We start from the raw sequence: 23,493 nt of genomic DNA, 5'->3' as shown, positions 1-23,493 counted from the left end.
GGGCTCGTCCTTCGCGTTGACACGTCGCGGCAAATACATAGGCTGCGCATTACCACTTACGAGACCAGCGCGTCATTGAGACCGCAGAGAAGGGCAGCAATCCATCATGGTTTCGCGATCGGCTTTACCGCGTCGCACCCTTGGCCGGACCGGACTTGAAGTTTCCATCCTCGGATTCGGAACCGCGCCATTGGGCGACCTCTTTCTTGAGCTCGACGACCAGACCGCGATTGCTGCAGCAAGCCGCGCCTTCGAGCTCGGCATCAATTTGCTCGATACTTCGCCCCACTATGGCAATGGCCTGTCGGAACATCGCTGTGGAACGGCGCTCCGGCGTGTGCAACGCAACGATGTGGTGCTTTGCACCAAGACCGGTCGGTGGATGGATCCGTTTCACCAGCCGGAGACAAGGTCGGGGTTTGTCGGCGGACAGCCGCACCGCGCCGTCGTCGACTATTCCTACGACGGCACCATGCGCTCGGTCGAGCAATCGCTGTTGCGGCTTGGCACCGACCGTATCGACCTGTTGCTGATCCATGATGTCGATGTGTGGACCCACGGTGAGAACGCGATTGAAGACCGCTTTCGCGAAGCGATGTCCGGGGCCTATCTGGCGCTCGACAAGCTTCGTTCCGAAGGCGTGGTCGCGGGCATCGGGATCGGTGTCAATGAAGCTGAAATGTGCGTGCGCTTTGCGAAAGCTGGGTCCTTCGATGTGATGCTGCTCGCCGGACGCTATTCGCTGCTGGAGCAGCCCGCACTCGAGGAGTTCATGCCGCTGGCGCTAAAGCAGGGCATCGCGGTGCTGCTTGGCGGAGTGTTCAATTCCGGTATTCTGGCGACGGGCGCCATCAAGGGCGCCAAGTACAATTATCAGGATGCGCCGCCGCATATCCTTTCGAAGGTCGTCGAAATCCAGCGTATCTGCACAGCTCATGGAGTACCGTTGGCGACGGCCGCTCTACATTTCGCCCTTGGTCATCCGGCTGTCGCTAGCGTCGTGCTCGGGGCGCATGATGCACAGGAGGTCGAGCGCAATGTAGCTGCGCTGACCGCCTCAGTGCCAACCGCACTCTGGGGCGATCTCAAGGCGGCGCGCTTGCTGGACGCAGAAGCGCCCGTTCCGGGATAGAGCGGGCGACCTGAGAGAGGCGGCTCCGGAACTTGCCTATATAAATTCGGATCTAGTGCCTGGGATTCAGCGCACTATTGAGGCCATCGCCGATCAGGTTGAAGCCGATGACGAGAGCGATGATTGCGAGACCGGGGAAGAGTGCCATCCACGGCGCCTCGCCGAGAAATTGCCGAGCCACATCGAGCATAGCGCCCCAGGAGGGAGCCGGAGGCAATTGACCAAGACCAAGAAAGGCGAGGCTCGCCTCCGCGAGGACTGCAATCGCCATAGTGAGAGTCGCTTGGACGATGGTCGGTGCAAGCACGTTCGGCAGCACTTGGTCGGTCAGGATCGCCAAATGACCAAGCCCTTGAGCGCGCGCTGCCGCAATGTAGTCCTCGGTACAGACAACCAGCGTCTCGGCACGTGCAACTCGGACGAAGACTGGAATCGCGGAAATGCCGATCGCGATCATTGCATTCTGGAGGCTGGGTCCCAGGAACGCGGCAAGCGCGATCGCGAGGACGAGAAACGGGCAGGCGAGGAGAGCATCCGCAATACGAGAGATCACCATGTCGGTGGCCCCACCGAAATAACCGGCAATAAGACCGAACGGCAGGCCGATCAGCACCGCAACGGTCACGGACACCAGGCCGGCCGCGAGCGACGCCTGAGTTCCGAAGATGACCCGAGACAGCACATCGCGGCCGAGATCATCTGTGCCAAACCAATGGGCTGCATTGGGTGCGGTACGAATCGCCATCCAGTCCGGCATGTTCGGATCATACGGCGAGATCCACGTCGCGAACACGGCCAGCACGACAAAGAACAAGATGATGGTGCCACCGATCACCGCGGACGGCTCGCACAACAGGCGACGAATTTCGGAGCGCCCGCCTGCACGCATCTGAGCGGGCGCCGGAGCGGCCTCGATCGTGCTCATGACCTCAGCCTCGGATTGAGCAGCCCATAGGCCACGTCGGCAACGAGGCTCATCAGCAGAAATATAGCCGCCGTACAGAGCACGACCGCCTGAACAACGGCATAATCGCGGCTGAACACGCCATCGACGACCATTTTGCCGAAGCCAGGGATTGAAAAGACCTGCTCGGTCAGCACCGCGCCCGCCAGTAGCTCGCCAAATTGCAACGTGCCCAGCGTCACCACCGGGATAAGTGCGTTCGGTAGAGCGTGGCGCAGCACGATGGTACGTTCGCCAACGCCCTTCGCGCGGGCGGTGCGGACATAGTCCTGCTTCATCGCCTCAATCATCGCGCCGCGGACATGGCGCATCATGATCGCAGCTGTGCCGGTCCCTAGCACCAAAGCAGGCATCAGCATGGAGATCAGGTTGCGGCCGATACTTTCAGTTGGTGGAACGAAGCCACCGGCCGGCAGCCAGCCGAGGTTCACTGAAAACAGAAGAATCAACATGATCCCCAGCCAGAAATGCGGAATGGAAAGTCCGGCGAGTCCGAAAAGACTTGCACCATAGTCGAGTGGCGTCCCACGCCCCAGGGCCGCGAGGATTCCGATCGGCAACCCGACAAGCAGCGCGACTAGCATCGATAGGCTCGCGAGCTCAATCGTCACCGGAAGTTTTTCTGCCAGCATGGTGCCGATCGGCAGCCTGGTGCGGACCGAGGTGCCGAAATCACCATGCACCACCGCCTTGAGCCAGAGGCCGTATTGCACCGGAATGGGCTCATTGAAGCGATATTTCTGCCGAAGATACTCGATGACCTCGGGATTGCGCTCCTCGCCGGCGAGCGCCAGCGCCGGATCCCCGGGCAGCAGCTTCTGCAGACCGAACACCATCATCGACACCAGCAACAGGGTCGGGAGCAGGACGGCAAGACGGCGCAGAAGCAGGGTCTTCATTGCAACAGACGGGTCCTCACCTGAGGAGACTGCGACACGTTGCGCCTCAATTCGCTGGTTTGACACCCACGAGGCGTAGCAGCCCGTCCGGCACCATAACGATGCCGCCGACGGATTTGCGAGCGGCAAAGAACCAGTTGGGGTGATAGAGCGGAATCGACGAGAGCGCGGTCAGGTAAGTATCGGTTGCTTTCGCGTAGAGGGCCTTGCGCTTGGCTTCGTCGGCCTCGCCGCGCGCCTGAGTCAGGATCGCATCGAGATCCTTATTGCAATACTTGTTGACGTTCTGGGAACCTGCGCAACTGAAGAATGCAACCAGTGTGGGGTCCGGATCGGCACGGCCGCTCCAGTTGCCGATATAGGCTTCGAAATTGCCGTTCAGATACCGCTCGATGGCAGTGGTCGTTTCCATCGGCAGCAGCTTCACGTCGAAGCCGGCCTCGGCCGCCATTGACTGGATGATCTGTGCGACCCGGGCGTCGCCGGCCGAGTTTTCGTACGAAATTTCGACCGGAACACGAGTCATTCCCGCTGCTGCAATCAGCGCCTTGGCTTTGGCAACGTCGCGGGTCGGCGCCTTGTGAGCCGAATCGTAGAACGGAGACGACGGCGGAATCATCTGGTTATCCGCCAGGAACTCGCCGTTGAAGGCAACGCGATTGATGACATTGCGATCGATCGCGAGTTCAAACGCCTGCCGCAGCGTCGCGTTCTTGCCGAGTGGCGTATCGGCTTTCGCGCCTGCGCCGACATTGAACATCAAATGCGAGACCGCAAGTCCCTGGCCGGAATGGAGCGTGAGGTTGGGGTCATCACGCACGGTCTTGAGATCGGTTGGCGCTACGCGTTCCGCGAGCTCGAGATCGCCCGCTCGCACCCGCGACAATCTCACAGTCGAGTCGGGCACGTAGTAATAGACGACCTCGTCGTAGCCGACGGCCCCTGCGTTCCAGTAGCCAGGGTACTTCTTGAGCCGAATGAGGTCGCGCGACTTGCGCTCGACAAATTGAAACGGACCCGCACAGACCGGCGCAGCTGAGAATTCGCCGGCTTTCTCCGCGGCGGCCTTTGGCGATACCATCATGCCGGCACGATCGCTGAGATTGGCAAGCAGCGGCACGAAAGGTTCAGACAAGTTGAACTTGACCTTGTCCGCGGCGAGGGCTTCGACGCTCACGATCGGCGCGAGCTCGGCCTTGCGCTTCGAATCCGGCATCGTCTTCATGCGCTCGATATTGAATTTGACCGCCGCCGCATCAAAAGCGGTGCCGTCGTGGAACGTGACGTTCTTGCGCAGGGAAAAGGTTACCGACTTGCCGTCTGCTGCCCAATCCCAGGCCTCCGCCAACTGTGGCACGATCTTGAGATCGGGGGAGATATCGACAAGCTTGTCGCAGAGAGCCGCAAACACGAACCGGCCGGAATAAGTGCCGCTGAGTGCGGGGTCGAGCGCATCAGGATCGTCCTGAATGGCGACCCGCAGTGTTGCCGCACTGGCCGACACAAGGCCGGATCCGATCATCAGAATTGCCGCCAACGCTGTGCCGATCCGCTTCATGCGAATTCCTTTCATCCCCAGGGCTTGTCTGCCGAGGCTCCGCCGCCGAAGCACAAGACAAGCACGTCGAACCGAATTTGTAAACGATCAGAACAAATCGACTTATGGACTAGAAGATAGGCGTACGATGGTACCTTTATCCGGGAAAAATGCGTCAGACAGTGCCTCTTGACGGCTGACTTAAGTCGGCATTAGTTCGGACTGCTGACGAAATGGATTGAGCCTCTATGCCAGATGCCCCCTCGTTGCCTATCCCGCGACAGCAATCCGTGCGCCTCGTCGTCGAGCGCCTGTTGCGTGATCGAGCAGTCTCGCGCGCCGAGCTCGCTCGCAGCACGGGCCTGTCCAAGCAAACAATTTCCGAAGTCATGCGCGACCTCGAACGCGACGGCTGGGTCCGCGAGGACGGACAAATCCAGGGCAGCGTGGGCAGGAGTGCGGTCACCTACGCGTTGCGGCCGGACGCAGCTTTCGTGCTGGGCGTCGATCTGGGCGGCACGAAACTGCACGTTGCGCTTGCCGATTTGCAGGGGGAGATCGTCGCCGAGAGCATCGAGCCGACAACCGGCGACGGTGGTGCTGCCGTGGTCGCTCAGATCGGACGCATGCAGGAGGCTTTGCTTCTGCAAGCATCTGTACCAGTCCAACGTCTGCGCGGCGGCGTGATGGGAAGCCCTGGTATCATCGATCCGGCCTCGGGCAGCATCGTCATCGCGCCCAACATTCCCGGATTGGATAGTCTGGATGTGCGGGCCGCATTGCGCGAGCGACTCGGGATCGATATCGCGATCGAGAACGATGTCAATCTTGCCGCGATTGGGGAGCACTGGCGCGGCAACAGCCGCAAAGCACGCAGCTTCGCCTTCATCGCCCTCGGCACCGGTATCGGCATGGGCATCTTTTCGGACGGCTATCTCGTGCGCGGCGCGCGTGGCGCAGCCGGCGAGATCGCCTATTTGCCACTTGGCGGCGATCCCTACGATACGCGCGGTCTTCGCTTGGGGACGCTGGAAACCGCCGTCGGCAGCGTGGGGATTGTCGAGCGCTATCTCGGACTTGGTGGAATTTCTGGCAGCACGGTGCGTGATGTCTTTGATCGGCTGGATAGCGATGAGGCGGCAAGAATAGCAATCGACGAAGTCAGCCGGATCCTTGCGAGTGCGATTCTGGCCGTGCACAGCGTCCTCGATTCAGAGATCATCATCATGGGCGGCAGCATCGGCGCGCGCCCCGAACTGAAGCTGCGGGTCGACGAGTATCTCGGGCGATGCATGCGCCAGCCTGTTCGGATCGAGCGCAGCGCGCTCGGCAATCGCGCCACGCTGATCGGTGCGGTCGGTAGCGCGATCGATCTTGTGCATCGCTCCCTGTTCGGCATCGGCAGGGAGGCGGGCCCGCTGGCCCTTCCCGCCGTGGCGGCGGATGTTGCGGCATGAAAATCCACCGGGCTCACACCAACGATCGGAGAAGGGCATGAGCTGGGGACAGCGCGATTTCATGCTGCCAGGACGCTCCCTGGCGGTCGGCGACCGGGGCATGGTCGCAACCTCTCACCCCGCCGTCACGCTGGCTGCGGTCGAAATCCTTCGCAGCGGCGGCAACGCCGTCGACGCCGCGATTGCTGCCATCGCGCTTCAGGGTGTCATCGATCCGCACATGACCGGCGTCGGTGGCGACTGCTTTGCGATTTATGCTCCCGCTTCAGGCAATCCCGTCGCCATAAATGGCTCGGGTCGCGCGCCGGCGAAGGCAGAGCCGGGCTGGTTTCGGCGGTGCGGATTGACGTCGATCCCGGATGACTCGCCCCATGCCGTTACAATTCCGGGGGCGGTCGATGCCTGGTGCCGGCTCTCCGCTGATTATGGTTCAAAGGGCCTGGACGAAGTTTTGGCGCCTGCGATCAAGGCGGCCGAGAACGGGTTCGTGGTGACGCCGCGCGCCGCCCTGGACTGGGCGCGCTATGCCAATCGTATCGAGCGCCATGAGACCGGGATGGCGGTGTATCTGCCCGGTGGCGCTGCGCCCGTCGTCGGCGGCAAGCTCAGTCATCCGGCACTCGGCGCCACGTTGCGCCGGATCGCACGTGAGGGACGGACTGCGTTCTACGAAGGATCCGTTGCCGATGAAATCGTCTCGATCTTGAAGGCGCTGGGCGGCCTGATGGAGGCCGAGGATCTGGCGACCGCGAGATCGGACTACGTAACGCCGATCAGTGCCGACTACCGTGATCATCAAATCTGGCAATGTCCGCCGAACGGACAGGGCGTGGCAGCGCTGCTGATCGCGCGAATCCTTTCCGGCTTCGATATGGCCGATCTCGCGCTCGGTGAGGCAGATCGCATCCATCTCCTGGCCGAGGCGACCAAAGCGGCTTACCGGCAGCGCGATGCGCTCGTTGCGGATCCCTCATTCCGCCCCTTCGATATCGACGCATTGCTCTCGGAGGGATCAGTCGCGACATTGCGCTCTCGCATCAGGCGGGAGCGTGCGAGCGCGCCGATGGATTTCGACATGCCCGTTCATCGTGACACTGCCTATGTCGCGGTCGCCGATCGCAACGGCAACATGGTGTCTCTGATCAATTCGCTGTTCTTCGCTTTCGGAAGTGGCATCTACGCGCCCCGCTCGGGCGTGTTGCTTCAGAATCGGGGTTCGGGATTCTCACTCATTGACGGGCACCCCAACGTCATCGCGCCGGGAAAGCGTCCATTCCACACTATCATTCCGGGCCTGCTGGCCAGGCACGGCAAGCCAGTCATGGCCTTTGGCGTGATGGGTGGTCAGTATCAGGCGACAGGACATATGCAGATCCTGAGCGGCATGCTCGACCGCGGTTGGGACATTCAGCAGTCCTCGGATGCGCCGCGCAGCTTTGCATTCGACGGCGTGTTGACGCTCGAACCGACAATTTCCTCCCAGGTCGCTGATGATTTGACCGGTCGCGGCCATCGTGTGATCCGGGCCGACGAACCGCTGGGAGGTTTCCAGGCCGTGCATATCGATCTGTCACGGGGCGTCATGTTCGGAGCATCGGATCATCGCAAGGACGGCATCGCGCTGGCGGCGTGACTGGGTCGAGGGAGAAACGCGATGTTGGATCGGACAAAATGAACGACATCGTCGAACCGATCCTGTCCATTGAGCAGCTGACGCTGGCACTCCCTGCCGGCGCCGATCGCACCTTCGCTGTCGAAGACGTCTCGCTTGCTTTGCACGCGCGGGAGATCCTTTGCGTTGTCGGAGAATCCGGTTCCGGCAAATCGGTCTGCGCCTCTGCCGCGATGGGCCTGCTGCCGCACGCTATTCGTCCAGTTGCTGGAGCCATTCGGTTCGAAGGGCGCGATTTGCTGAGGCTGGCGCCGGCCGAATGGCGGACATTGCGCGGGCGGCGTATCGCAATGATCTTCCAGGAGCCGATGACGGCGCTCAATCCTGTGATCAGGATCGGCGGTCAAATCATGGAGTCGTTCGAGGCGCACGAGCAGCTGACGCCGCCCGAACGGCAGGAACGAGTCCGCGCGCTGCTTGAGGAAGTGGGCTTGCGTGACCCCGAGCGGATCATTCACAGCTATTCGCATCAGCTGTCGGGCGGCCAACGTCAGCGCGCCATGATCGCAATGGCACTGGCGCTCGAGCCATCGGTTCTGGTAGCAGACGAGCCGACCACGGCGCTTGACGTCACCACGCAAGCGCAAATTCTTCGGCTCATCCGCGACATCCAGCAGCGGCGCGGCATGGCGGTGCTTTTCATTACTCATGATTTCGGCGTCGTCGCCGACATCGCGGACCGCGTCGCGGTCATGGAAAAGGGCCGGGTTGTCGAACAGGGGCCGGTCGAAGATGTTCTCACGCGCCCACGCGATCCCTATACGCGCCGGCTTTTGGCCGCCGTGCCGGGTGGAGTTCCGCCACAGCGGACGCCAGTCAAGGACGAGCCGATTGCCTGTGCCACGATCGGACTTGCAAAGACTTATCGAGGCAGCGGATGGTTCAGAGCGCAGACCGACGTCGCAGCCGTCAAGGATGTCAGCTTCGAAATCCGGCGCGGCGAGACGCTCGGCCTAGTCGGAGAGTCGGGCTCCGGCAAGAGCACGATTGGGCGATTGGTGATGCGTCTCACCGACGCCGATGCAGGCGTGGTCCGCATCGGCGAACTTGATTTTTCCAAAGCGCACGGAGCGCGTCTGCGGGCCGCGCGAAAGCACATCCAAATGGTTTTCCAAGATCCCTTTGCCTCGCTCAACCCGCGCCGTCGCGTCGGACGAATCATCGCCGACGGTCCAATTGCGCATGGGGTTCCGCCGGCGCAGGCTTTCACTCGCGCCGAGGAGCTTTTGGCTCTCGTCGGCCTCGATCCGGCCGCCGTGCGACGTTTTCCGCACGAATTTTCCGGTGGTCAGCGCCAGCGGATCGGCATTGCGCGTGCGCTGGCGCTCGATCCTGAGGTCCTGGTCGCAGACGAACCAGTATCTGCGCTCGACGTATCGGTTCAGGCACAGGTGCTGGCCCTGCTCGAGACACTTAAAGAGAAGCTGCGGCTGGCGGTGCTGTTCATCACCCACGATCTCAACGTTGCGGCCCAGGTCTGCGACCGGATTGCCGTGATGCGCCTTGGCGAAATCGTGGAGATCAGGCCGACCGCAGATTTGCTCAATCGGCCGGAGCATCCTTATACGCAGGCATTGCTGGCCGCGGTGCCGGGGCGGCAACGCAAAGCCCCGGACCGACCTAAGCCCATACCATCATCGAAGGAGGTCTGATATGCAGAAGCTCACCGAACTTCCGATACTGCGTGTCGGGCTCATTGGCAGCGGCTTTATCGCCGCATTCCATCTGCAGTCCATGCTCGGCGTGCGCAATGTCAGCGTCGGCGGCGTGTACAGCCGCTCCGCGGAGCGGCGTGCGCGTATTGCCGACAAGGCGCGCAGTCTTGGCCTTGGACAGGCGCGTGTGTTCGACAGCATCGAAGCGATGGCCACTTCCGGAGAGGTCGATGCGCTCTGGCTGCTGACACCGAACGACACGCGTCTCGACATCATGCGTGAGATTCACCGGCTGACCAAGGCTGGAGCCCCATTGCGCGCCGTCGCATGTGAAAAGCCGTTGGCCCGCACGCTTGCGGAGGCGCGGGAAATGCGCAGGCTTGCCGAAGATGCAGGCCTGCTCCATGGCTATCTGGAGAACCAGATATTTTCGACTGCGGTGATTCGTGGCAAGGACATCATTTGGCGACGGGCCGTCCCTGGGAGCGGCCGCCCTTATCTTGCTCGCGCGGCGGAGGAGCATTCGGGACCGCACGAGCCGTGGTTCTGGCAGGGCGACAAGCAGGGTGGCGGAGTTCTTTCCGACATGATGTGTCATTCGGTCGAGGTCGCACGTTTCATGCTGACTGCGCCCGGTGCGAACCGCCAATCCCTGCGGCTGGTCAGCGCCAGCGCCACTACGGCCAACCTAAAATGGACACGGCCCCATTATGCCGCCGACCTCAAGAAACGAATGGGAATCGATTTTGCAAAGCGTCCCGTCGAGGATTTCGCGCGCGGCATCCTTACGATGGAAGATGCGGACGGACACCAATTAATGATCGAGGCGACGACCTCGTGGGCTTACGTTGGCGCCGGGCTGCGTATCCAGCTCGAGCTGCTCGGCCCCGAATATTCGATGGAGTTCTCATCGCTTTCAACCGGGCTCAAGGTCTTTCTTTCGCGCACGCTGACTGGGTCCGAAGGCGAGGATCTCGTCGAGAAGCAGAATGCCGAACAAGGCTTGATGCCCGTGGTCGAGGACGAAGCCGGTATCTATGGTTACACAGACGAAAACCGTCATATGGTCGAAGCATTCAGACTTGGTACGAGCCCTGCCGAGACTTTCGACGACGGAGTGGGAGTTATGGAAATGCTCATGGGACTCTATCGTTCGGCGGAGCTCGGACGGACGGTGCATTTCCCGGACTCCGAGCTCGAGCACTACGTGCCGCTCGTGGCTCGGTGAGCGCAGGGTACCATCAGAATCTTGATCTGACTCCTGCTGATTTCGCGTTCAAAATCGTCTGGCCGACCCTGATCGATCAGATGCCGCGTCTGTGGCGGATGGCGAAGCCCGGTCTGGACGATGTGAAGCGAGCCAATTTCGTCGGTCAGCTGATGGCAGCCCGAGCCCAAGGACGACCGTCGGCTGCTCGCCTGTTGATGCAGCACCACGGCAGCCGTTCGTCGTCCCACGCGCAATGGCTTTCGGAGGCGTGCCCGCATGGGTGCTGCCCAATCCTAGCGAACTCAATCGAGGCTTCAGCCTCGATGCGCTTCCCGGGCCGAGATCGAGTACCGCCCAATTCCGCACAATTCATCAACTCAGATTGATTGTCGGTTAGGATCCGGAGCTCGGCGGGATGATTTCGATAGGCGACGGTTCATTGTCGAAGTCGAATGCAAAGGACAGCGTGTATCTCTTGAACGGCGCCGGATCATTGGCAAGCGCAGGACGTTCGAAGCCCCTGGATGATAACAACTTGATCGACGCCACGTTCTCCAGATGACAAAGGGTCTGAAGCCCTAAGGATCCGCTCTGCCTTGCCGAGGCAATCAGGGCGTCAAGTATGGACCCACCAATACCCCGGCGGAATTTGCTTGGGGTGACCCCGTATTCAACGTAGGAGTACCCGGTCGATATTGAATCAAGATAGGCTCCATAACCAAGCGGCCCGGTTTGATCCTGAGCAATCAGAATGCATCCACGGCCCGCATTGTGGAACTCAAACTTCTTTGGCACCGCGAGGGCCAAGAGTGCGCCTTTCTGAGCATCATCGCCCATCCCGCGATTGAAGCTAGGGTCCGTTACAAGCTGGACTAGCCAAACAGCGTCGGAATCGGAGGCCCGGCGAATTTGGATCATTACCCAATTCTCAGTGTATCGTCGCGGGCGCGCTTCGTCGCTTCGATCGTTCTCGCAAACAACACTTGTAGGGTTTCGGCTGAAAGATCGAATTCAGGTTTCAAGACACTCGCCGCATTGATGACTGTGCCAGTGGCAATTAGCCAGCGCGTCGCCAATCGAGCAGTTCGATCCTCCGAGCATAAACCGTACGAACCCGTGAAGTTCTTCCAAATATCTAGAACTCCTGGAGGGTTCAGAATATCTAGCCAAGTACCCATCTTGGCCAAGTCACCCCAATATGGCCCAACGCCGCAATCGTCCCAATCGAAGATATGGGCGCACTCCTGGTCGATGTGAACATTGCTGACCCGAAAGTCCCCGTGGCAGAGTCCTCGCCCCAGGATGACGTGGTCCGCGCCAGCGCGAAGCAGTTCGTCCAAGCATGCGGACAACTCGAAAGAGACTTCCCGCCCGTCGGCAGAATGGCCCGCAATCTGAGCAAGCGCAGCTGTTAGTTCGTTAGGGTCGTATAGCTGCCTACCTGGCGAGCGCGATGTCAAATGGGCCTGTCGATGCAGTTCCGCTAGTGCGCGTCCGGCAACTCGAAAATCGTGAGCTGTATATTCCATGGGTCTTCCAGGCGCGCACGGATAGAGTGCGAAAAGGCGGCGCCCTCCCATGCCGAAGTCCAACTCCAACGCGGTATTTCCGTCTCGGCTTCGAAGCGGCCGGATCACTCGAAGGAATGACGTTTCGACAATGGCGCCGAGGATCGAATGCTCCGCCAGGACATCTGCCTTGGAACGACCGCTCACTCGGTAGACACGTCCAAAGTATTTCATCCCGTCGCGGGCTTCGACGGCCAGTGTCCAGTTCAGGCCGTTGACGACTGTCGTCAGCTCGCCAATAATTCCGTAGTGCTCTTTGCAGAAGTCGCTCAGGTACGTTGTAGCTTTTGGATCTTCGTCGAGATTCATCATCGATACTCCGCGTGCATGGAGTTTTCCAGATAGGCCAGCGCGTCCGACTAGCAGAGTTGCCGTGCGAACCGTTCTGCCCATAAGACTCTCACCAAGGCGCTTGTCGCAGAAAACTCCCGCGTATCAGCCACTTCGTGCAGAAGAGCCACGACTGCCTCCTGAGAGACCAATCCAAAGTCAGCCAACGCACACGACTCTAGTTGTGATGAGAGTTGGGCGACTTGGTTCGCGATCGCCGCCGGCAAGATGAATTCGAAGGACTCCTTCTCATAGTTTCGCGGAAATAGCGCCAGGTGCGTACGACGGTGCAGATAAGAGCGAAGGATTTGCTTGTCAGATCGATATTCGTAGGGGAGCTCTGCCGAAAACCTGACCAACTTGGGATCGCTCAAAGGATTCACCGGCCAGAGCCCTCTGATCGCGAGCGGGCGTGCTTGGCAGAGATTGGCCAACAGAGTTGTTGCCGGAACCACACCCGCCGGCGCCACAAATAGGAAAGAAGAACGAGCAGCCTCAAGGCCACGCCTTGTCAATAGTCCCTCGGCTCGCTCGACCGCAGTATCAAAGGATTTTAGAAGGGGAAATCCCGTTTCTGTTTCTTCTCCAGAGTAGCATACACACAGTTCATCGCCACCTATTCCAGACCACACTGTATCGCAACCGGCGGCACGAAACGTATTCCAGAGTGACTCGAACGCTTCAAGGTAATGCTCTGAGAGGAGTGGCAAGCGACAGTTCGGGCCGAGATCTAAGTTGATCATTGGTACATGGTCCTGCATGTCGATCGTGTAATCGCAGCAGTTTAGAATAGCTAAAAGCCGGTTCCTTCTGCCACTTTGCGCGGGACTCCTCTCATCACCGAGTAGGATACCTCCACATGTTATCGAGCCAAAGCCCTGAGCTAATGGCCATCGCGACACAGGCAGAATCCATTCCTCCGCTCAATTCTACCGCATTTCTGCCGATACTCGATGCCCGCGAGAAGACCGCTTTGCTCAGGATGCGACTGAACTCGTCGGTTGCGTCAACGTCCTCTGGCAACGACTGCGGAGACGGCGGCAATCCATTCGACCCGTATTCAAACCGCGTTTCACTTCCGTCAACATAGAGTTTGGCGCCAGCAGTCAGGAGATTTACACCAAGGCAGGGCTGCCGCGCAGAATAGCACGCCTTCATAGTCAGATGATGGGCAAGCACTTCCGCATCAAGCAGGCGCGACTCATGCAAAAAATCAGCGAAATCCCAGGAGAGTGTAACAGAGCGCCAACGCTCCTTCACAGAGAAGTAGATCGGCAAACTTCCCAACTGGCCGGCCCGCACTCGCAATCGACCGCCACGGTAGGCAACTTCAAGCAAAACGAAGTCGAGGGCCAGTTCAAGCACTCTTGATAAAGTTGCTGAAATCGATCAACAGGGACATCCGAAATCACGGTTATCGCAGAGCAGGCTTGGCCATTGCCATCGGTTTGGAAACGCTCTCGGACGACAAAGAACCATTGGCCAGCGCTCCGAACCAAAACGCTCTCAACGTTGCTATGTACAAATGGGTGGATGTAACTTTCCGAAATTGACACTGATTGACCAGCCACGGTCGGAATGTTGTCCGCGAGATCGCCAATCTTCAGTTCAGCTTTAAGCATTGATAACTCCGCCGCCCCTCACTCAAGGGGCGGCTTCCAAATCAGAAACCGAGTAGCGCGGCCTAGAAATAGCCCAACAGTTTGCTGTCGTTCGGTAGAAAAGTTTTGCCTCCCTTGACAGCTGGAGGCGGCGTCAACGGAAGGGGCAGGTCGCTGGCATCCGAACGACTCTCATTGGAGCCAACTTTCGGAACTCGGGCCGTTCGGGAGCACTCTTGACCTAACAGCGGAGGGGCAAAATGGGAGTGCGAGCAAATGTTTCCCTCTGCGAGGGGTGCCGCCAGATGCGGCGTGCGGGTCACCTCGGACGTTCCGCCTTATCTGCCACCATGTCGGATCGCGCCGGCGCGACTTTCATATCGTTCAACCGGGCGCGCACCTCCGGTGTCAGGCCCGGGAAAGATGCTACCGGCGTGAAGTCCGGGGTCTGGTCGTTGCCGACCCGTATGCCGGAATAGGCGACGAGTCCATCGGCGGTGGCGAGCACGTCCCCTGTGCGCAAGGAGCCGTCCATCGCGAGATCGACTGACGCCAGGCCGCCGGGATCGTGGCCGTTGCAGGTACAATCGGCCCGCAGTGCCTTCCGATAGGCAAAGGCGTTTTCGCTATCGGCGTAGCGTTCACCGGTTGCGGCATAGGCGCTGTCGATGCTGGCCCCGACAAAAACCCTGGTCGGGCTTGCCGGACAGAAGGCTTGGCACATCTGCGCCGGTGAGGCTTCACCGCGCATCAGCGGAAAATACTTGCCGTCGCAACTGCGCACGCAGAAGGCAGGTCCCGCGCTTGCGACTGCCGGCCGAGGCGACGATGATTGCGGATTATTGTTGAAAAGATTGCCGAAGAACTGGTGCTGTTGCTTCTGGCTGCCGCCGAAAAAGAAATCAAGCAAGCCTTCGGCCAAACTCATTTCGGGCGTCAGTGCCACCGGGGCAACGATGGCGGCAACAAGAGCGCAGCGCAGCTTGCTCTGAAAGGACAATTCGACACGCAATCCTTGCTCCACCCGACGCTTGAGCACCAAAAGATGGATGAGAAACGCGCTCTAAACGGGGCGAAGAAGGGGAAAGAACTAGGCGAGCGGGTACGGCAAGCGCCACAATTTCGGTTGCGTTTCTTAAAAACTGCCGTCTCGATCTCGTGCTGCTCGCCGCGATCAACGTTCAAGGTTGTCGCCGAGGAGCCCGACGCATCGACGTCGCTTCCGCATTGTGGTGTGTACACTACATGTGCATCTGATCGCAGACAAGATGAGCGGGCCTCGCCGAATGCGAGGGACGGGCCGATCGCCAAGGTCCGACGTCATTTCATCCCGTGGAAGGTCAAGATCGTCCGCATGCGATCGGCCGCACGGTCCGGATCCGCAAGCAACCCGACCGAAGCGGCAAGCCGGAAGACACGACAAAGGTGCAGGATGGAGCGGGCTCCTTGCTGAGCTCCGAGCATCGTGAAGTGATCCTGGTGGCCGTTCAGATAGGCTAGGAACACGATGCCTGTCTTGTAGTATTGGGTCGGCGCCCGAAACAGCTCGCGCGAGAGCGTAACGGTTGGATCAATGATCTCACGGAAAGCCTTGGTGCCGGCCGCTCCATCCTCGTTTCTTAGCGCGAGCAGGGCAGCGGACGCGATCGGCGCGATCGCGTCGAAGATGCCCAGCAAGGCATGGCTGTACCCCTGATCGTCTCCAGCAATGAGCTCGGGATAATTGAAGTCATCGCCAGTATACATTTTGACCCCAGGAGGCAGTTGTCTGCGCATGGCAATCTCGTGCTCTGCGTTGAGAAGCGAGATCTTGATGCCCTCAACCTTCTTGACGTTGTCCGCGATTATTCCAAGGCAGACCTCCATTGCCGCGGCAACGTCGTGATGCCCCCAATAGCCGGCGAGCGCCGGATCGAACATGTCGCCGAGCCAGTGTAGGATCACGGGCTGGTCCGCTTCGGCGAGCATTCGCCTGTAGACTTCCACATAGTCGGCGGGCCCGCGTGCTGCGCGTACCAAGGCCCGGCTGGCCATGATGATCACGCGGCCGCCAACGCCCTGAACGAATGAAAGTTGATCCGAATAGGCCCTCAGCACCGCATTGAGATCCGCTCCTACAGGATCGATGTGATCCGTGCCGACGCCAGAGAAGACGATGGCCCCAGGTCGCCTCTTAGCGCTTTCGACCGTGTTGCGGATCAATATCTGTGCGGACGGCCAATCAAGGCCCATGCCGCGCTGTGCCGTGTCCATCGCCTCGGCAACGCCCAATCCGAGATCCCAGAGGTAATCTCGGAAGCGCTGGGTGGCTTCGAAATCGATGGCGATATCGCGCATCGGAGAGATGTCGGCCCACGGGTCGGAAACGACATGTCCCGCAGAGAGGGCGACGCGCCCCAGAGGCTGGCTCGGTTTGGCCGTTCGCCATGTTGCGGGCGCGGGCATCGCGAATTCTTCGAAGCGGCCATTATCACCTGGCAGTCGAATGACAGTCATTTTGCGCTACCTCCTTCGTCCAGATGTTCTGCAGCGGGCGAGCAGGGTCGTTCCGCCTTCCTGCACGACTGTTCCATCCTGCTTCATGACTCGGAATGCGGGGGCGGCGAGATCCTCGAACCAATATTCACCGGCCGGGAGAGGGCGCCGGGGCTCGGCCATCACAGGCTCCTGAGTGCAAGGCCGCCATCGACGCGAACGACTTCGCCGGTCGAATAACCAAGCTGGCCGCTCGCCAACATGGCCGCTGCCCTTCCGATGTCGTCGGGCTCACCCCAGCGCTTGATCGGGGTCAGTCCTTCGGCGATGAGGCGATCATATTTTTCTCTCGCGACCGCAGTCATCTGGGTGCGTATAATTCCGGGCCGAATCTCGTACGATCCGATGCCATGCTCGGCGAGTCGGATCGCGAAGAGCTGGGCCATCATGGAAAGCCCCGTTTTGGAGATGCAGTACTCTCCGCGGTCGATCGACGCGAACTCCGCATTGATCGACGAGACGGTGATGATGCTGCGGAATGACGATGAATTCGCTTCGATCATTCGCCGTGCGATCTCCTGAGTTAGAAAGAGCGGGCCACGCAGGTTGATATTCATGACGCGGTCATAGCTCTCCGGCGTCATCTTCAAGAGATCATCGCGGACCCTCACGGACACACCAGCATTGTTGACGAGGCAGTCGATACCGCTGAAGGCATTCCAGGCTTCATGCACGAATTGAGGGTGCTGCTCGATCCGAGAAATATCCAGCGCGACAGGCTTTGCTTCCCTGCCTGTTTCGCGGATGGCTGCCACCGTCTCGACGAGACCTTCCGAGCCGGGTAGGTCATTCGCAATGATAGTGAAGCCGGCTCTTGATAGCGCGAGCGCGATGGCGCGCCCAATACCGCGCCCTGCTCCCGTCACCAAAGCGCTAGGTCGTGGCTGATTGTCCATACCGGTTTCCTTCCACGCGCTCGAGCCAATTTGGAACGTTCTATAATATAAAATTCGGAGATTCGAGGTTTGAATTCCGGATTCACTGATTTTATAGCCCTTGCGCCATGTCGAGAATAGGAGTATTGGAACGTTCCAAATTCCGGGAGGCTCGCGAAGGGCATGGCGCGTGTGGGGCGCAAGACTCGTGCGGTGACGATCCTCGACATTGCCAAGTCGGCGGGCGTGTCGAAGTCGACGGTGTCGCTTGTGCTCAAGAGAAGTCCTCTCGTCAAAGAGGAGACGCGTCAGCGCGTGGCAGGGGCGATGGACGCTCTCGGCTATGTCTACAACCGCGGTGCCGCGAGCTTGCGGCGCGCGAGGGCCGACATCGTTGGAATGGTCATTAATGACCTGTCGAACCCGTTTTTCGCAGAGCTTGCCATTGGCATCGAGCGCGCCCTGCAAAACTCCGGCTTTGTTCCGTTCATCGCCAATACCGCTGAAAGCGTCGTCCGGCAGGCTGAGGTGGTGCGCTCAATGCGGGAGCATGGCGCCGCCGGTCTGATCCTCTGTCCGGCGCTCGACACTGACGTGGCGGAAATCTCGCGGCTCGAGGTGCGTCTACCCATCGTGCTTGCGATCCGGCGGATCATCGGAACCCGGGCGTCGCTGGTGGTTTCCGACAATCTGGCCGGTGCAGCGCGAGCGACCGAGCATCTGATCGAGCTCGGCCATCGCGATATTGCTTTCGTCGGCGGCGTCGGCCGGATGGTCGTTTTCCAGGACCGCGTTGCCGGGTTTGCCGGCGCGATGGAGAAGGCGCGACTTGCCGTCGAGCCCGCGCGGACCATTGAGAGCATGCCAACGAAGGATGGCGGCTTCGACGCCATGAAGCGTTTGCTGTCGTTGGAGAGGCGACCAACAGCGGTGGTTTGCTTCAACGACGTCGTGGCCATCGGCGCGATGTTGGCGATCGCACGACAGGGGCTGACCGTCGGACGCGATGTTGCCGTCGTCGGTTTCGATGATACCACCGAGGCCCGTCATGTCTCTCCCGCTCTGACCACTGTGTCGGTCGATGCTGGCAGTCTCGGAGAGCGCGCCGCGCAGATGCTGCTGAGGCAGATCAACGAGGGCGAGCGTCGTCTCGAGAGTTATGTGGGCGAAGCGCGGTTGGTCGTTCGGGAGAGTTGTGGGGCGGATTTCAAACGGAGGATTGCATCTTGAGTGACCTGCGTTGGGGATTGATCGGTGCAAGTACAATCGCGCGCGAGTGGATGATCGAGGCCATCCGCGGAGCGGGCGGCGAGGTGGTGGCTGTGATGAGCAGCGATCCGGAGCGCGGGCAGCGATTTGCCAGCGAGAACGGGATCGCGACAGCAACAACCAGCCTCGACGCGTTGCTCGGAAGCGGTATCGATGCGGTCTACATCTCGACAACAAATGAGCACCATTGTTCGCAAACGCTGGCCGCGGCCGCGGCCGGCAAGCACGTGCTGTGCGAGAAGCCGCTCGCGTTGAGCTTGGCGGACGCAAGGCGAATGGTCGCGGCCTGCAAGGCGGCGGGCGTGCAGATGGGGACAAACCATCATCTGCGCAACGCGGCCACCCATCGCGCAATTCATGCCGCGATCAAGGCGGGCCACATTGGCAAGCCTCTGTTCGCCCGCGTGTTTCATGCGGTCTATCTTCCGCCGCACCTGCAGGGCTGGCGGATTGAGAGGCCGGGAGCGGGCGGCGGCGTCGTGCTCGACATTACCGTTCATGATGCCGATACCATGCGTTTCGTGCTCGACGACAATCCTGTCGCCGTGACGGCGATGACGTCGCGGGGTGGTTTGGGCCGGGCAGGACTCGAAGACGGCGTCATGGGGGTGGTGCGCTTCGAAAGCGGGCTGATTGCTCAGTTCCACGACGCCTTCACGACCAGATACGCGGTAACCGGCTTCGAGGTCCACGGCGAAGAGGGATCGCTGATCGGGACAGACTGCATGACCCAGCAGCCCAAAGGCGAAGTCCTGCTGCGCACCAAAGACGGCGAGAGGCAGCTCACGATCGCGCACGAGAATCTCTATCTGCGGGCGGTACGCCTGTTCGGCGACGCTGTTGCTGCTCGTGGCGCGCCGTCGGCTACGGGCGAGGATGGAATCAAGTCCTTGAGCGTCGCGTTGTCGACGCGCGAGGCTGCACGAACGGGACGCGAGACTTCCATCGATCTGACGATCTGAGGCGGATATGGCACGAACGAAGGTCTTGAGCGCTTCGGAGGCGGCCCGTCTAATCCCCGATGGCGCCGTGGTGACGGTCTCTTCGTCGTCAGGGCTGGGCTGCCCGGACGCGGTGCTCGCCGCGATCGGCGCAAGATTTGATGCCGAAGGCCGCCCGCGCAACCTGACGACGCTGCATCCGATCGCTGCCGGTGACATGTGGGGCGTCAAAGGCATCGATCACGTCGCAAAGCCTGGATGCCTCAGGAGGGTCCTGGCCGGCTCTTATCCGTCCGGCCCTTCCTCAGCGGCTCCCCCTGCGATTTGGGAGATGATCTCCGGGAATACCATTCCCGCCTACAACGTGCCGTCGGGAATCCTTTTCGACATGCATCGTGAAGCCGCAGCGAAGCGCCCGGGCGTGCTGACGAAGGTCGGCATGGACACCTTCGTCGACCCGACGCGCGAGGGCTGCGCGATGAACGCCAAGGCCGTCGCCGAGCCGATCGTCAGTCGTGTGAACTTCGCCGGCGAGGATTGGTTGTTCTTCCCGAGCATCGTTCCGCAGGTAGCCATCATTCGCGCCACCACTGCGGACGAGCGCGGCAACCTCTCCTATGAGCACGAGGGCGGCATTCTCGGGCCGCTCGATCAGGCGCTGAGCGTGCGCAACAATGGCGGCCTCGTGATCGCCCAGGTCAAGCGCCTCGCGGCTGCCGGCACCTTGCGTCCTCACGACGTCGTCGTGCCCGGGGTACTCGTCGACGTCATCGTCGTGGCCCCGGACCAACTGCAGACCACGAACACGCCCTATGAGCCCGCGATTTCCGGCGAGATATTTCGGCCGATCGCCTCGTTCGAGACGCCGAAATTCGACGTCGGCAAAGCCATCGCGCGCCGCGTCGCGATGGAGCTACGCGACGGCGATGCGGTCAACATCGGGTTCGGCATTTCGGCCAACGTCCCGCGTATTCTGATCGAGGAAGGCCGGCACGGCGCGGTCACCTGGGTGATCGAGCAGGGCGCCATCGGCGGCATTCCGCTGCTCGATTTCCAGTTCGGCTGTGCGTCCAATGCCGAGGCCATCGTCCAGTCGCCACATCAATTCACTTATTTCCAGGGCGGCGGTTTCGACATGTCGCTGCTCTCGTTTCTGCAGATCGATCGCTCGGGTTCGGTCAACGTTTCGAAGCTCGGCCTCCGTCCCCATGTGACGGCCGGGGCTGGCGGCTTTGTCGACATCACGGCGCGAGCCAAGCGCATCGTGTTCTCGGGTTATTTCACCGCGGGCGCAGGGCTCGAGATCGCGGACGGCTCATTGCGGATTGCCAGGGAAGGCAAGGTCAGGAAGCTCGTCAACGAGGTCGAGCAAGTGTCCTTCTCGGGCAGGCGGGCGGTCGCGCAGGGGCAGGAGATTGTCTACGTCACCGAACGCTGCGTCCTGAGGCTCGAACCAGAGGGCGTCACCGTCGTCGAGATCGCGCCCGGTGTTGACTTGCAGCGCGATGTGCTTGCACAATCAGAGTTTGATCTACGAGTTAGCGGCAATCTGAAGTGGATGTCGGCCGCGCTGTTCCATCCCGAACCGATTGGCCTTGAATTGCGGAGGGCAGCTTGAGCCCATTTGTCGAATTGACCTTCCAGGGATCGATCGCCCGCCTCGGCCTCAAGCGCCCCGACAAGCTCAATGCGCTTGATCGCGACATGGTCGAGGCGCTCGGCGAGGCGGCGCGGGCCATCGAGGCCTCGCGCGAGACCCGCGTGGCGATCCTGTTCGGCGAAGGCAAGGCGTTTTGCGCCGGCGGTGATATCGCGGCCTGGGGCGGCCTGCCGGCGCTCGACATGTGGCGCGATTGGACGCGCGCGGGTCATCGCGCGTTCGAGGCGCTGGCCCGCCTGCGCGTGCCGCTCATTGCAGCGCTCACCGGCCACGCCTTCGGCGGCGGACTGGAACTCGCCGCGGTGGCGGACGTGCGCATCGCCGAGCGCGGCATCAAGCTGGGGCTTCCGGAGACGGGACTGGGCATGGCGCCGGGCTGGTCGGGAACGCAGCGCCTGGTTCGCCGCTTCGGTGCCTCCGTCGTGCGGCGCATGGCGCTCACGGGTTGTCTGTTCACGGCCGAAGAAGGCTGCGAGCTCGGCCTGGTCGACGAAGTGACCGACGGTGGCCAGGCGCTGAAACGTGCCGAGAGTCTGGCGTCTGATGTTGCCGCGCGCGGCCCGCTCGCCGTGCAGATCGTCAAGGCCATGATCAATGCGGCCGAAGGGGAGGACAGGGACGCCCCTATCGAAGGGCTTGCCGGCGCGCTCACCGCCACCACCGATGATCTCGCCGAGGGCATTGCCGCCTTCAGGGGCAAGCGTGCCGCTCGTTTTGTTGGACACTAGGAAAGGAGCTTTGAAGGCGGGCCGCTTCTGGTGGGTTTCGGCGGCAACCGCAGACGACAACGATAAAGAGATTCAAGAGCCGAACAGGCCTCTCGAAACGGTGCCGGACCGCTTCCGGCAGGAAACGACCAAAAAAGGGAAGGGACACGCGTATGAAGTTCCGCGCATTTCTGATCTCGACGGCTTTGACTGCCGTCACCATCAGCTATGGGACGCTGGCGCACGCGGCGGACGTCAAGGAAGTGCAGATGCTGCATTGGTGGACGTCAGGCGGCGAGGCCGCCGCACTCGACGTCATCAAGCAGGCCGTGGCCAAGCAGGGATATGCCTGGAAGGACGTGCCGGTCGCCGGCGGCGGCGGTGGCGCCGCAATGACAACGCTGAAGGCCAACGTCGCCGCGGGCAATCCGCCGACCGCGTCGCAGATCCTCGGCTACTACGCACTCGAGTATGCCGAACAGGGCTCGCTCGCCGATATTTCGTCGCTTGCGGGCAAGGACGGCTGGGACAAGGTTGTGCCGGCTGCACTGCAGAAGTTTGCCAAGACCAACGGCAAATGGGGTGCCGTTCCGATCAACATTCATTCCGTCAACTGGATCTGGCTGAATAAGGCCGTGATGGAGAAGATCGGCGGTACGGAGCCGAAGAGCTTTGATGAGTTCGTTGCGCTGCTCGACAAGGCAAAGAAGGCAGGCGTCATTCCGCTCGCGCTCGGCGGCCAACCCTGGCAGGAGGCGACGATGTTCGATTCGATCGTCGCCTCGACCGGCGGCACCGATTTCTACAAGAAGGCTTTCGTAGACCTCGACGAAGGCGCGCTCAAGTCCGATACGATGAAGAAGGCGTTCGACAACCTGGCCAAGCTGCGAGACTACGTCGACCCGAACTACACCGGACGCGATTGGAATCTCGCTACCGCCATGGTGATCAAGGGCGACGCGCTCGTGCAGGTGATGGGCGACTGGGCTAAGGGTGAGTTCGCGGCAGCGCACAAAGAGGCGGGAAAGGACTACCTCTGCTACCGCTTCCCGGGCACCGACGGCTCCGTCTTCTACAACTCCGACATGTTCGCATTCTTCAAGGTCCCGGCGGATCGCCAGGCCGCGCAACTTGCGCTCGCGCAGGTGACGATGAATCCTGACGTCCAGTCGGCGTTCAATGTCATCAAGGGCTCCGTCCCGGCGAGAACGGACGTTTCCGACGCCGCTTTCGACATGTGTGGCAAGAAGGGTATCGCGGACGTCAAGGCGGCCAATGCAAAGGGAACGTTCTTCGGCTCGCTCGCTCAGAACTACGCCCAGCCGCCGGCCATCGCCACGGCTTACTACGATGTCGTGACGAAGTTCATGCATGGCGGGATCAAGACGTCGGACATCGCCGTGACTGAGCTCGTGAAGGCAATCAACGCCGCCAAATAATGGTTCGGCGACTCCTCTCCCGTCTGCGCTGCTCCGCGAACG

The 23,493-nt window shown here is 60.9% G+C and carries 20 protein-coding genes; 10 read left to right on the top strand and 10 right to left on the bottom strand.

Translation table 11 applies throughout. From position 1 onward, the window contains the following. Positions 1 to 106: 106 nt before the first annotated feature. A complete protein-coding gene (locus tag XH80_RS06665) occupies positions 107 to 1,132 on the top strand; it encodes an aldo/keto reductase (RefSeq protein WP_271597874.1) in 1,026 nt (341 codons plus the stop codon). A 52-nt stretch (positions 1,133 to 1,184) separates the two neighbouring features. On the opposite strand, the gene XH80_RS06660 is transcribed toward XH80_RS06665, so the two are convergent. The 3 genes from XH80_RS06660 to XH80_RS06650 are packed head-to-tail and all read right to left on the bottom strand — an operon-like array spanning position 1,185 to position 4,553. Further along, positions 1,185 to 2,057: an ABC transporter permease gene (locus XH80_RS06660; RefSeq protein WP_442869125.1), complete on the bottom strand. Its 873-nt coding sequence runs from the start codon at positions 2,055 to 2,057 to the stop codon at positions 1,185 to 1,187. Next, positions 2,054 to 2,995 (bottom strand): ABC transporter permease, encoded by a 942-nt coding sequence (locus XH80_RS06655; protein ID WP_271597873.1) that lies wholly within the window; start codon positions 2,993 to 2,995, stop codon positions 2,054 to 2,056. The genes XH80_RS06660 and XH80_RS06655 overlap by 4 nt, the downstream gene beginning before the upstream one ends. Positions 2,996 to 3,041: 46 nt before the next feature. Continuing rightward, entirely contained in the window at positions 3,042 to 4,553 is a 1,512-nt protein-coding gene (locus tag XH80_RS06650; RefSeq protein WP_271597872.1) for an ABC transporter substrate-binding protein, read from the bottom strand. A 293-nt stretch (positions 4,554 to 4,846) separates the two neighbouring features. Here XH80_RS06650 and XH80_RS06645 point away from each other — a divergent pair, with 293 nt between their 5' ends. The 4 genes from XH80_RS06645 to XH80_RS06630 are packed head-to-tail and all read left to right on the top strand — an operon-like array spanning position 4,847 to position 10,544. Then, positions 4,847 to 5,989 carry an ROK family transcriptional regulator gene (locus XH80_RS06645; protein WP_333968661.1) on the top strand — a complete coding sequence of 381 codons (1,143 nt, stop codon included), beginning with the start codon at positions 4,847 to 4,849 and terminating at the stop codon, positions 5,987 to 5,989. A 37-nt stretch (positions 5,990 to 6,026) separates the two neighbouring features. After that, positions 6,027 to 7,622 carry a gamma-glutamyltransferase gene (gene ggt, locus XH80_RS06640; protein WP_271597870.1) on the top strand — a complete coding sequence of 532 codons (1,596 nt, stop codon included), beginning with the start codon at positions 6,027 to 6,029 and terminating at the stop codon, positions 7,620 to 7,622. A 38-nt stretch (positions 7,623 to 7,660) separates the two neighbouring features. Beyond that, positions 7,661 to 9,313: an ABC transporter ATP-binding protein gene (locus XH80_RS06635; RefSeq protein WP_271597869.1), complete on the top strand. Its 1,653-nt coding sequence runs from the start codon at positions 7,661 to 7,663 to the stop codon at positions 9,311 to 9,313. 1 nt (position 9,314) lies between these two features. Beyond that, positions 9,315 to 10,544 (top strand): Gfo/Idh/MocA family protein, encoded by a 1,230-nt coding sequence (locus XH80_RS06630; protein WP_271597868.1) that lies wholly within the window; start codon positions 9,315 to 9,317, stop codon positions 10,542 to 10,544. 375 nt (positions 10,545 to 10,919) lie between these two features. Here XH80_RS06630 and XH80_RS06625 read toward each other — a convergent pair whose 3' ends face one another. The 7 genes from XH80_RS06625 to XH80_RS06595 form a co-directional block, all read right to left on the bottom strand. Further along, entirely contained in the window at positions 10,920 to 11,444 is a 525-nt protein-coding gene (locus XH80_RS06625) for a GNAT family N-acetyltransferase (protein ID WP_271597867.1), read from the bottom strand. Then, positions 11,444 to 12,406 (bottom strand): phosphotransferase enzyme family protein, encoded by a 963-nt coding sequence (locus XH80_RS06620; RefSeq protein WP_271597866.1) that lies wholly within the window; start codon positions 12,404 to 12,406, stop codon positions 11,444 to 11,446. Before XH80_RS06620 ends, XH80_RS06625 begins: the two co-directional genes overlap by 1 nt. A 47-nt stretch (positions 12,407 to 12,453) precedes the next feature. Beyond that, a complete protein-coding gene (locus XH80_RS06615; protein WP_271597865.1) occupies positions 12,454 to 13,167 on the bottom strand; it encodes a hypothetical protein in 714 nt (237 codons plus the stop codon). Between the two features lie 94 nt (positions 13,168 to 13,261). Beyond that, positions 13,262 to 13,789 (bottom strand): hypothetical protein, encoded by a 528-nt coding sequence (locus tag XH80_RS06610; protein ID WP_271597864.1) that lies wholly within the window; start codon positions 13,787 to 13,789, stop codon positions 13,262 to 13,264. Positions 13,790 to 14,344: 555 nt separating this feature from the next. Beyond that, positions 14,345 to 15,037 carry a DUF2865 domain-containing protein gene (locus tag XH80_RS06605; RefSeq protein ID WP_442869126.1) on the bottom strand — a complete coding sequence of 231 codons (693 nt, stop codon included), beginning with the start codon at positions 15,035 to 15,037 and terminating at the stop codon, positions 14,345 to 14,347. 308 nt (positions 15,038 to 15,345) lie between these two features. Then, the gene (locus tag XH80_RS06600) at positions 15,346 to 16,521 is read right to left on the bottom strand and encodes a dihydrodipicolinate synthase family protein (protein ID WP_271597863.1); all 1,176 of its coding nucleotides are present in this window, start codon (positions 16,519 to 16,521) and stop codon (positions 15,346 to 15,348) included. Positions 16,522 to 16,682: 161 nt separating this feature from the next. Continuing rightward, positions 16,683 to 17,456, bottom strand: coding sequence for a 3-ketoacyl-ACP reductase (locus XH80_RS06595; RefSeq protein WP_271597862.1), 774 nt, complete (start codon positions 17,454 to 17,456; stop codon positions 16,683 to 16,685). A 162-nt stretch (positions 17,457 to 17,618) separates the two neighbouring features. On the opposite strand from XH80_RS06595, the gene XH80_RS06590 reads away from it, so the two are divergent. The 5 genes from XH80_RS06590 to XH80_RS06570 all read left to right on the top strand — a co-directional run bounded on the left by XH80_RS06590 (position 17,619) and on the right by XH80_RS06570 (position 23,451). Further along, positions 17,619 to 18,665: a LacI family DNA-binding transcriptional regulator gene (locus XH80_RS06590; RefSeq protein ID WP_271597861.1), complete on the top strand. Its 1,047-nt coding sequence runs from the start codon at positions 17,619 to 17,621 to the stop codon at positions 18,663 to 18,665. A gap of 5 nt (positions 18,666 to 18,670) precedes the next feature. Further along, positions 18,671 to 19,666: a Gfo/Idh/MocA family protein gene (locus tag XH80_RS06585; protein ID WP_271597905.1), complete on the top strand. Its 996-nt coding sequence runs from the start codon at positions 18,671 to 18,673 to the stop codon at positions 19,664 to 19,666. A 7-nt stretch (positions 19,667 to 19,673) separates the two neighbouring features. Further along, the gene (locus tag XH80_RS06580) at positions 19,674 to 21,263 is read left to right on the top strand and encodes an acyl CoA:acetate/3-ketoacid CoA transferase (RefSeq protein WP_271597860.1); all 1,590 of its coding nucleotides are present in this window, start codon (positions 19,674 to 19,676) and stop codon (positions 21,261 to 21,263) included. Further along, the gene (locus tag XH80_RS06575) at positions 21,260 to 22,033 is read left to right on the top strand and encodes an enoyl-CoA hydratase/isomerase family protein (RefSeq protein ID WP_271597859.1); all 774 of its coding nucleotides are present in this window, start codon (positions 21,260 to 21,262) and stop codon (positions 22,031 to 22,033) included. Before XH80_RS06580 ends, XH80_RS06575 begins: the two co-directional genes overlap by 4 nt. Positions 22,034 to 22,185: 152 nt before the next feature. Then, positions 22,186 to 23,451, top strand: a complete 1,266-nt coding sequence (locus XH80_RS06570; protein WP_271597858.1) for an ABC transporter substrate-binding protein — start codon at positions 22,186 to 22,188, stop codon at positions 23,449 to 23,451. Positions 23,452 to 23,493: the final 42 nt, after the last annotated feature.

The organism is Bradyrhizobium sp. CCBAU 45384 (genome assembly GCF_028128665.1).
In the GTDB taxonomy this organism is placed as follows: domain Bacteria; phylum Pseudomonadota; class Alphaproteobacteria; order Rhizobiales; family Xanthobacteraceae; genus Bradyrhizobium; species Bradyrhizobium manausense.
The sequence above is the reverse complement of the archived record's forward strand: the minus strand, read 5'-3'. Positions and strand labels throughout refer to the sequence as shown.

Coding starts and splice junctions, on each gene's coding strand:
- XH80_RS06665 (WP_271597874.1), top strand. CDS start 107: ATGGTTTCGCGATCGGCTTTACCGCGTCGCACCCTTGGCCGGACCGGA.
- XH80_RS06660 (WP_442869125.1), bottom strand. CDS start 2,057: ATGAGCACGATCGAGGCCGCTCCGGCGCCCGCTCAGATGCGTGCAGGC.
- XH80_RS06655 (WP_271597873.1), bottom strand. CDS start 2,995: ATGAAGACCCTGCTTCTGCGCCGTCTTGCCGTCCTGCTCCCGACCCTG.
- XH80_RS06650 (WP_271597872.1), bottom strand. CDS start 4,553: ATGAAGCGGATCGGCACAGCGTTGGCGGCAATTCTGATGATCGGATCC.
- ggt (WP_271597870.1), top strand. CDS start 6,027: ATGAGCTGGGGACAGCGCGATTTCATGCTGCCAGGACGCTCCCTGGCG.
- XH80_RS06635 (WP_271597869.1), top strand. CDS start 7,661: ATGAACGACATCGTCGAACCGATCCTGTCCATTGAGCAGCTGACGCTG.
- XH80_RS06630 (WP_271597868.1), top strand. CDS start 9,315: ATGCAGAAGCTCACCGAACTTCCGATACTGCGTGTCGGGCTCATTGGC.
- XH80_RS06625 (WP_271597867.1), bottom strand. CDS start 11,444: ATGATCCAAATTCGCCGGGCCTCCGATTCCGACGCTGTTTGGCTAGTC.
- XH80_RS06620 (WP_271597866.1), bottom strand. CDS start 12,406: ATGATGAATCTCGACGAAGATCCAAAAGCTACAACGTACCTGAGCGAC.
- XH80_RS06615 (WP_271597865.1), bottom strand. CDS start 13,167: ATGATCAACTTAGATCTCGGCCCGAACTGTCGCTTGCCACTCCTCTCA.
- XH80_RS06600 (WP_271597863.1), bottom strand. CDS start 16,521: ATGACTGTCATTCGACTGCCAGGTGATAATGGCCGCTTCGAAGAATTC.
- XH80_RS06595 (WP_271597862.1), bottom strand. CDS start 17,456: ATGGACAATCAGCCACGACCTAGCGCTTTGGTGACGGGAGCAGGGCGC.
- XH80_RS06590 (WP_271597861.1), top strand. CDS start 17,619: ATGGCGCGTGTGGGGCGCAAGACTCGTGCGGTGACGATCCTCGACATT.
- XH80_RS06580 (WP_271597860.1), top strand. CDS start 19,674: ATGGCACGAACGAAGGTCTTGAGCGCTTCGGAGGCGGCCCGTCTAATC.
- XH80_RS06570 (WP_271597858.1), top strand. CDS start 22,186: ATGAAGTTCCGCGCATTTCTGATCTCGACGGCTTTGACTGCCGTCACC.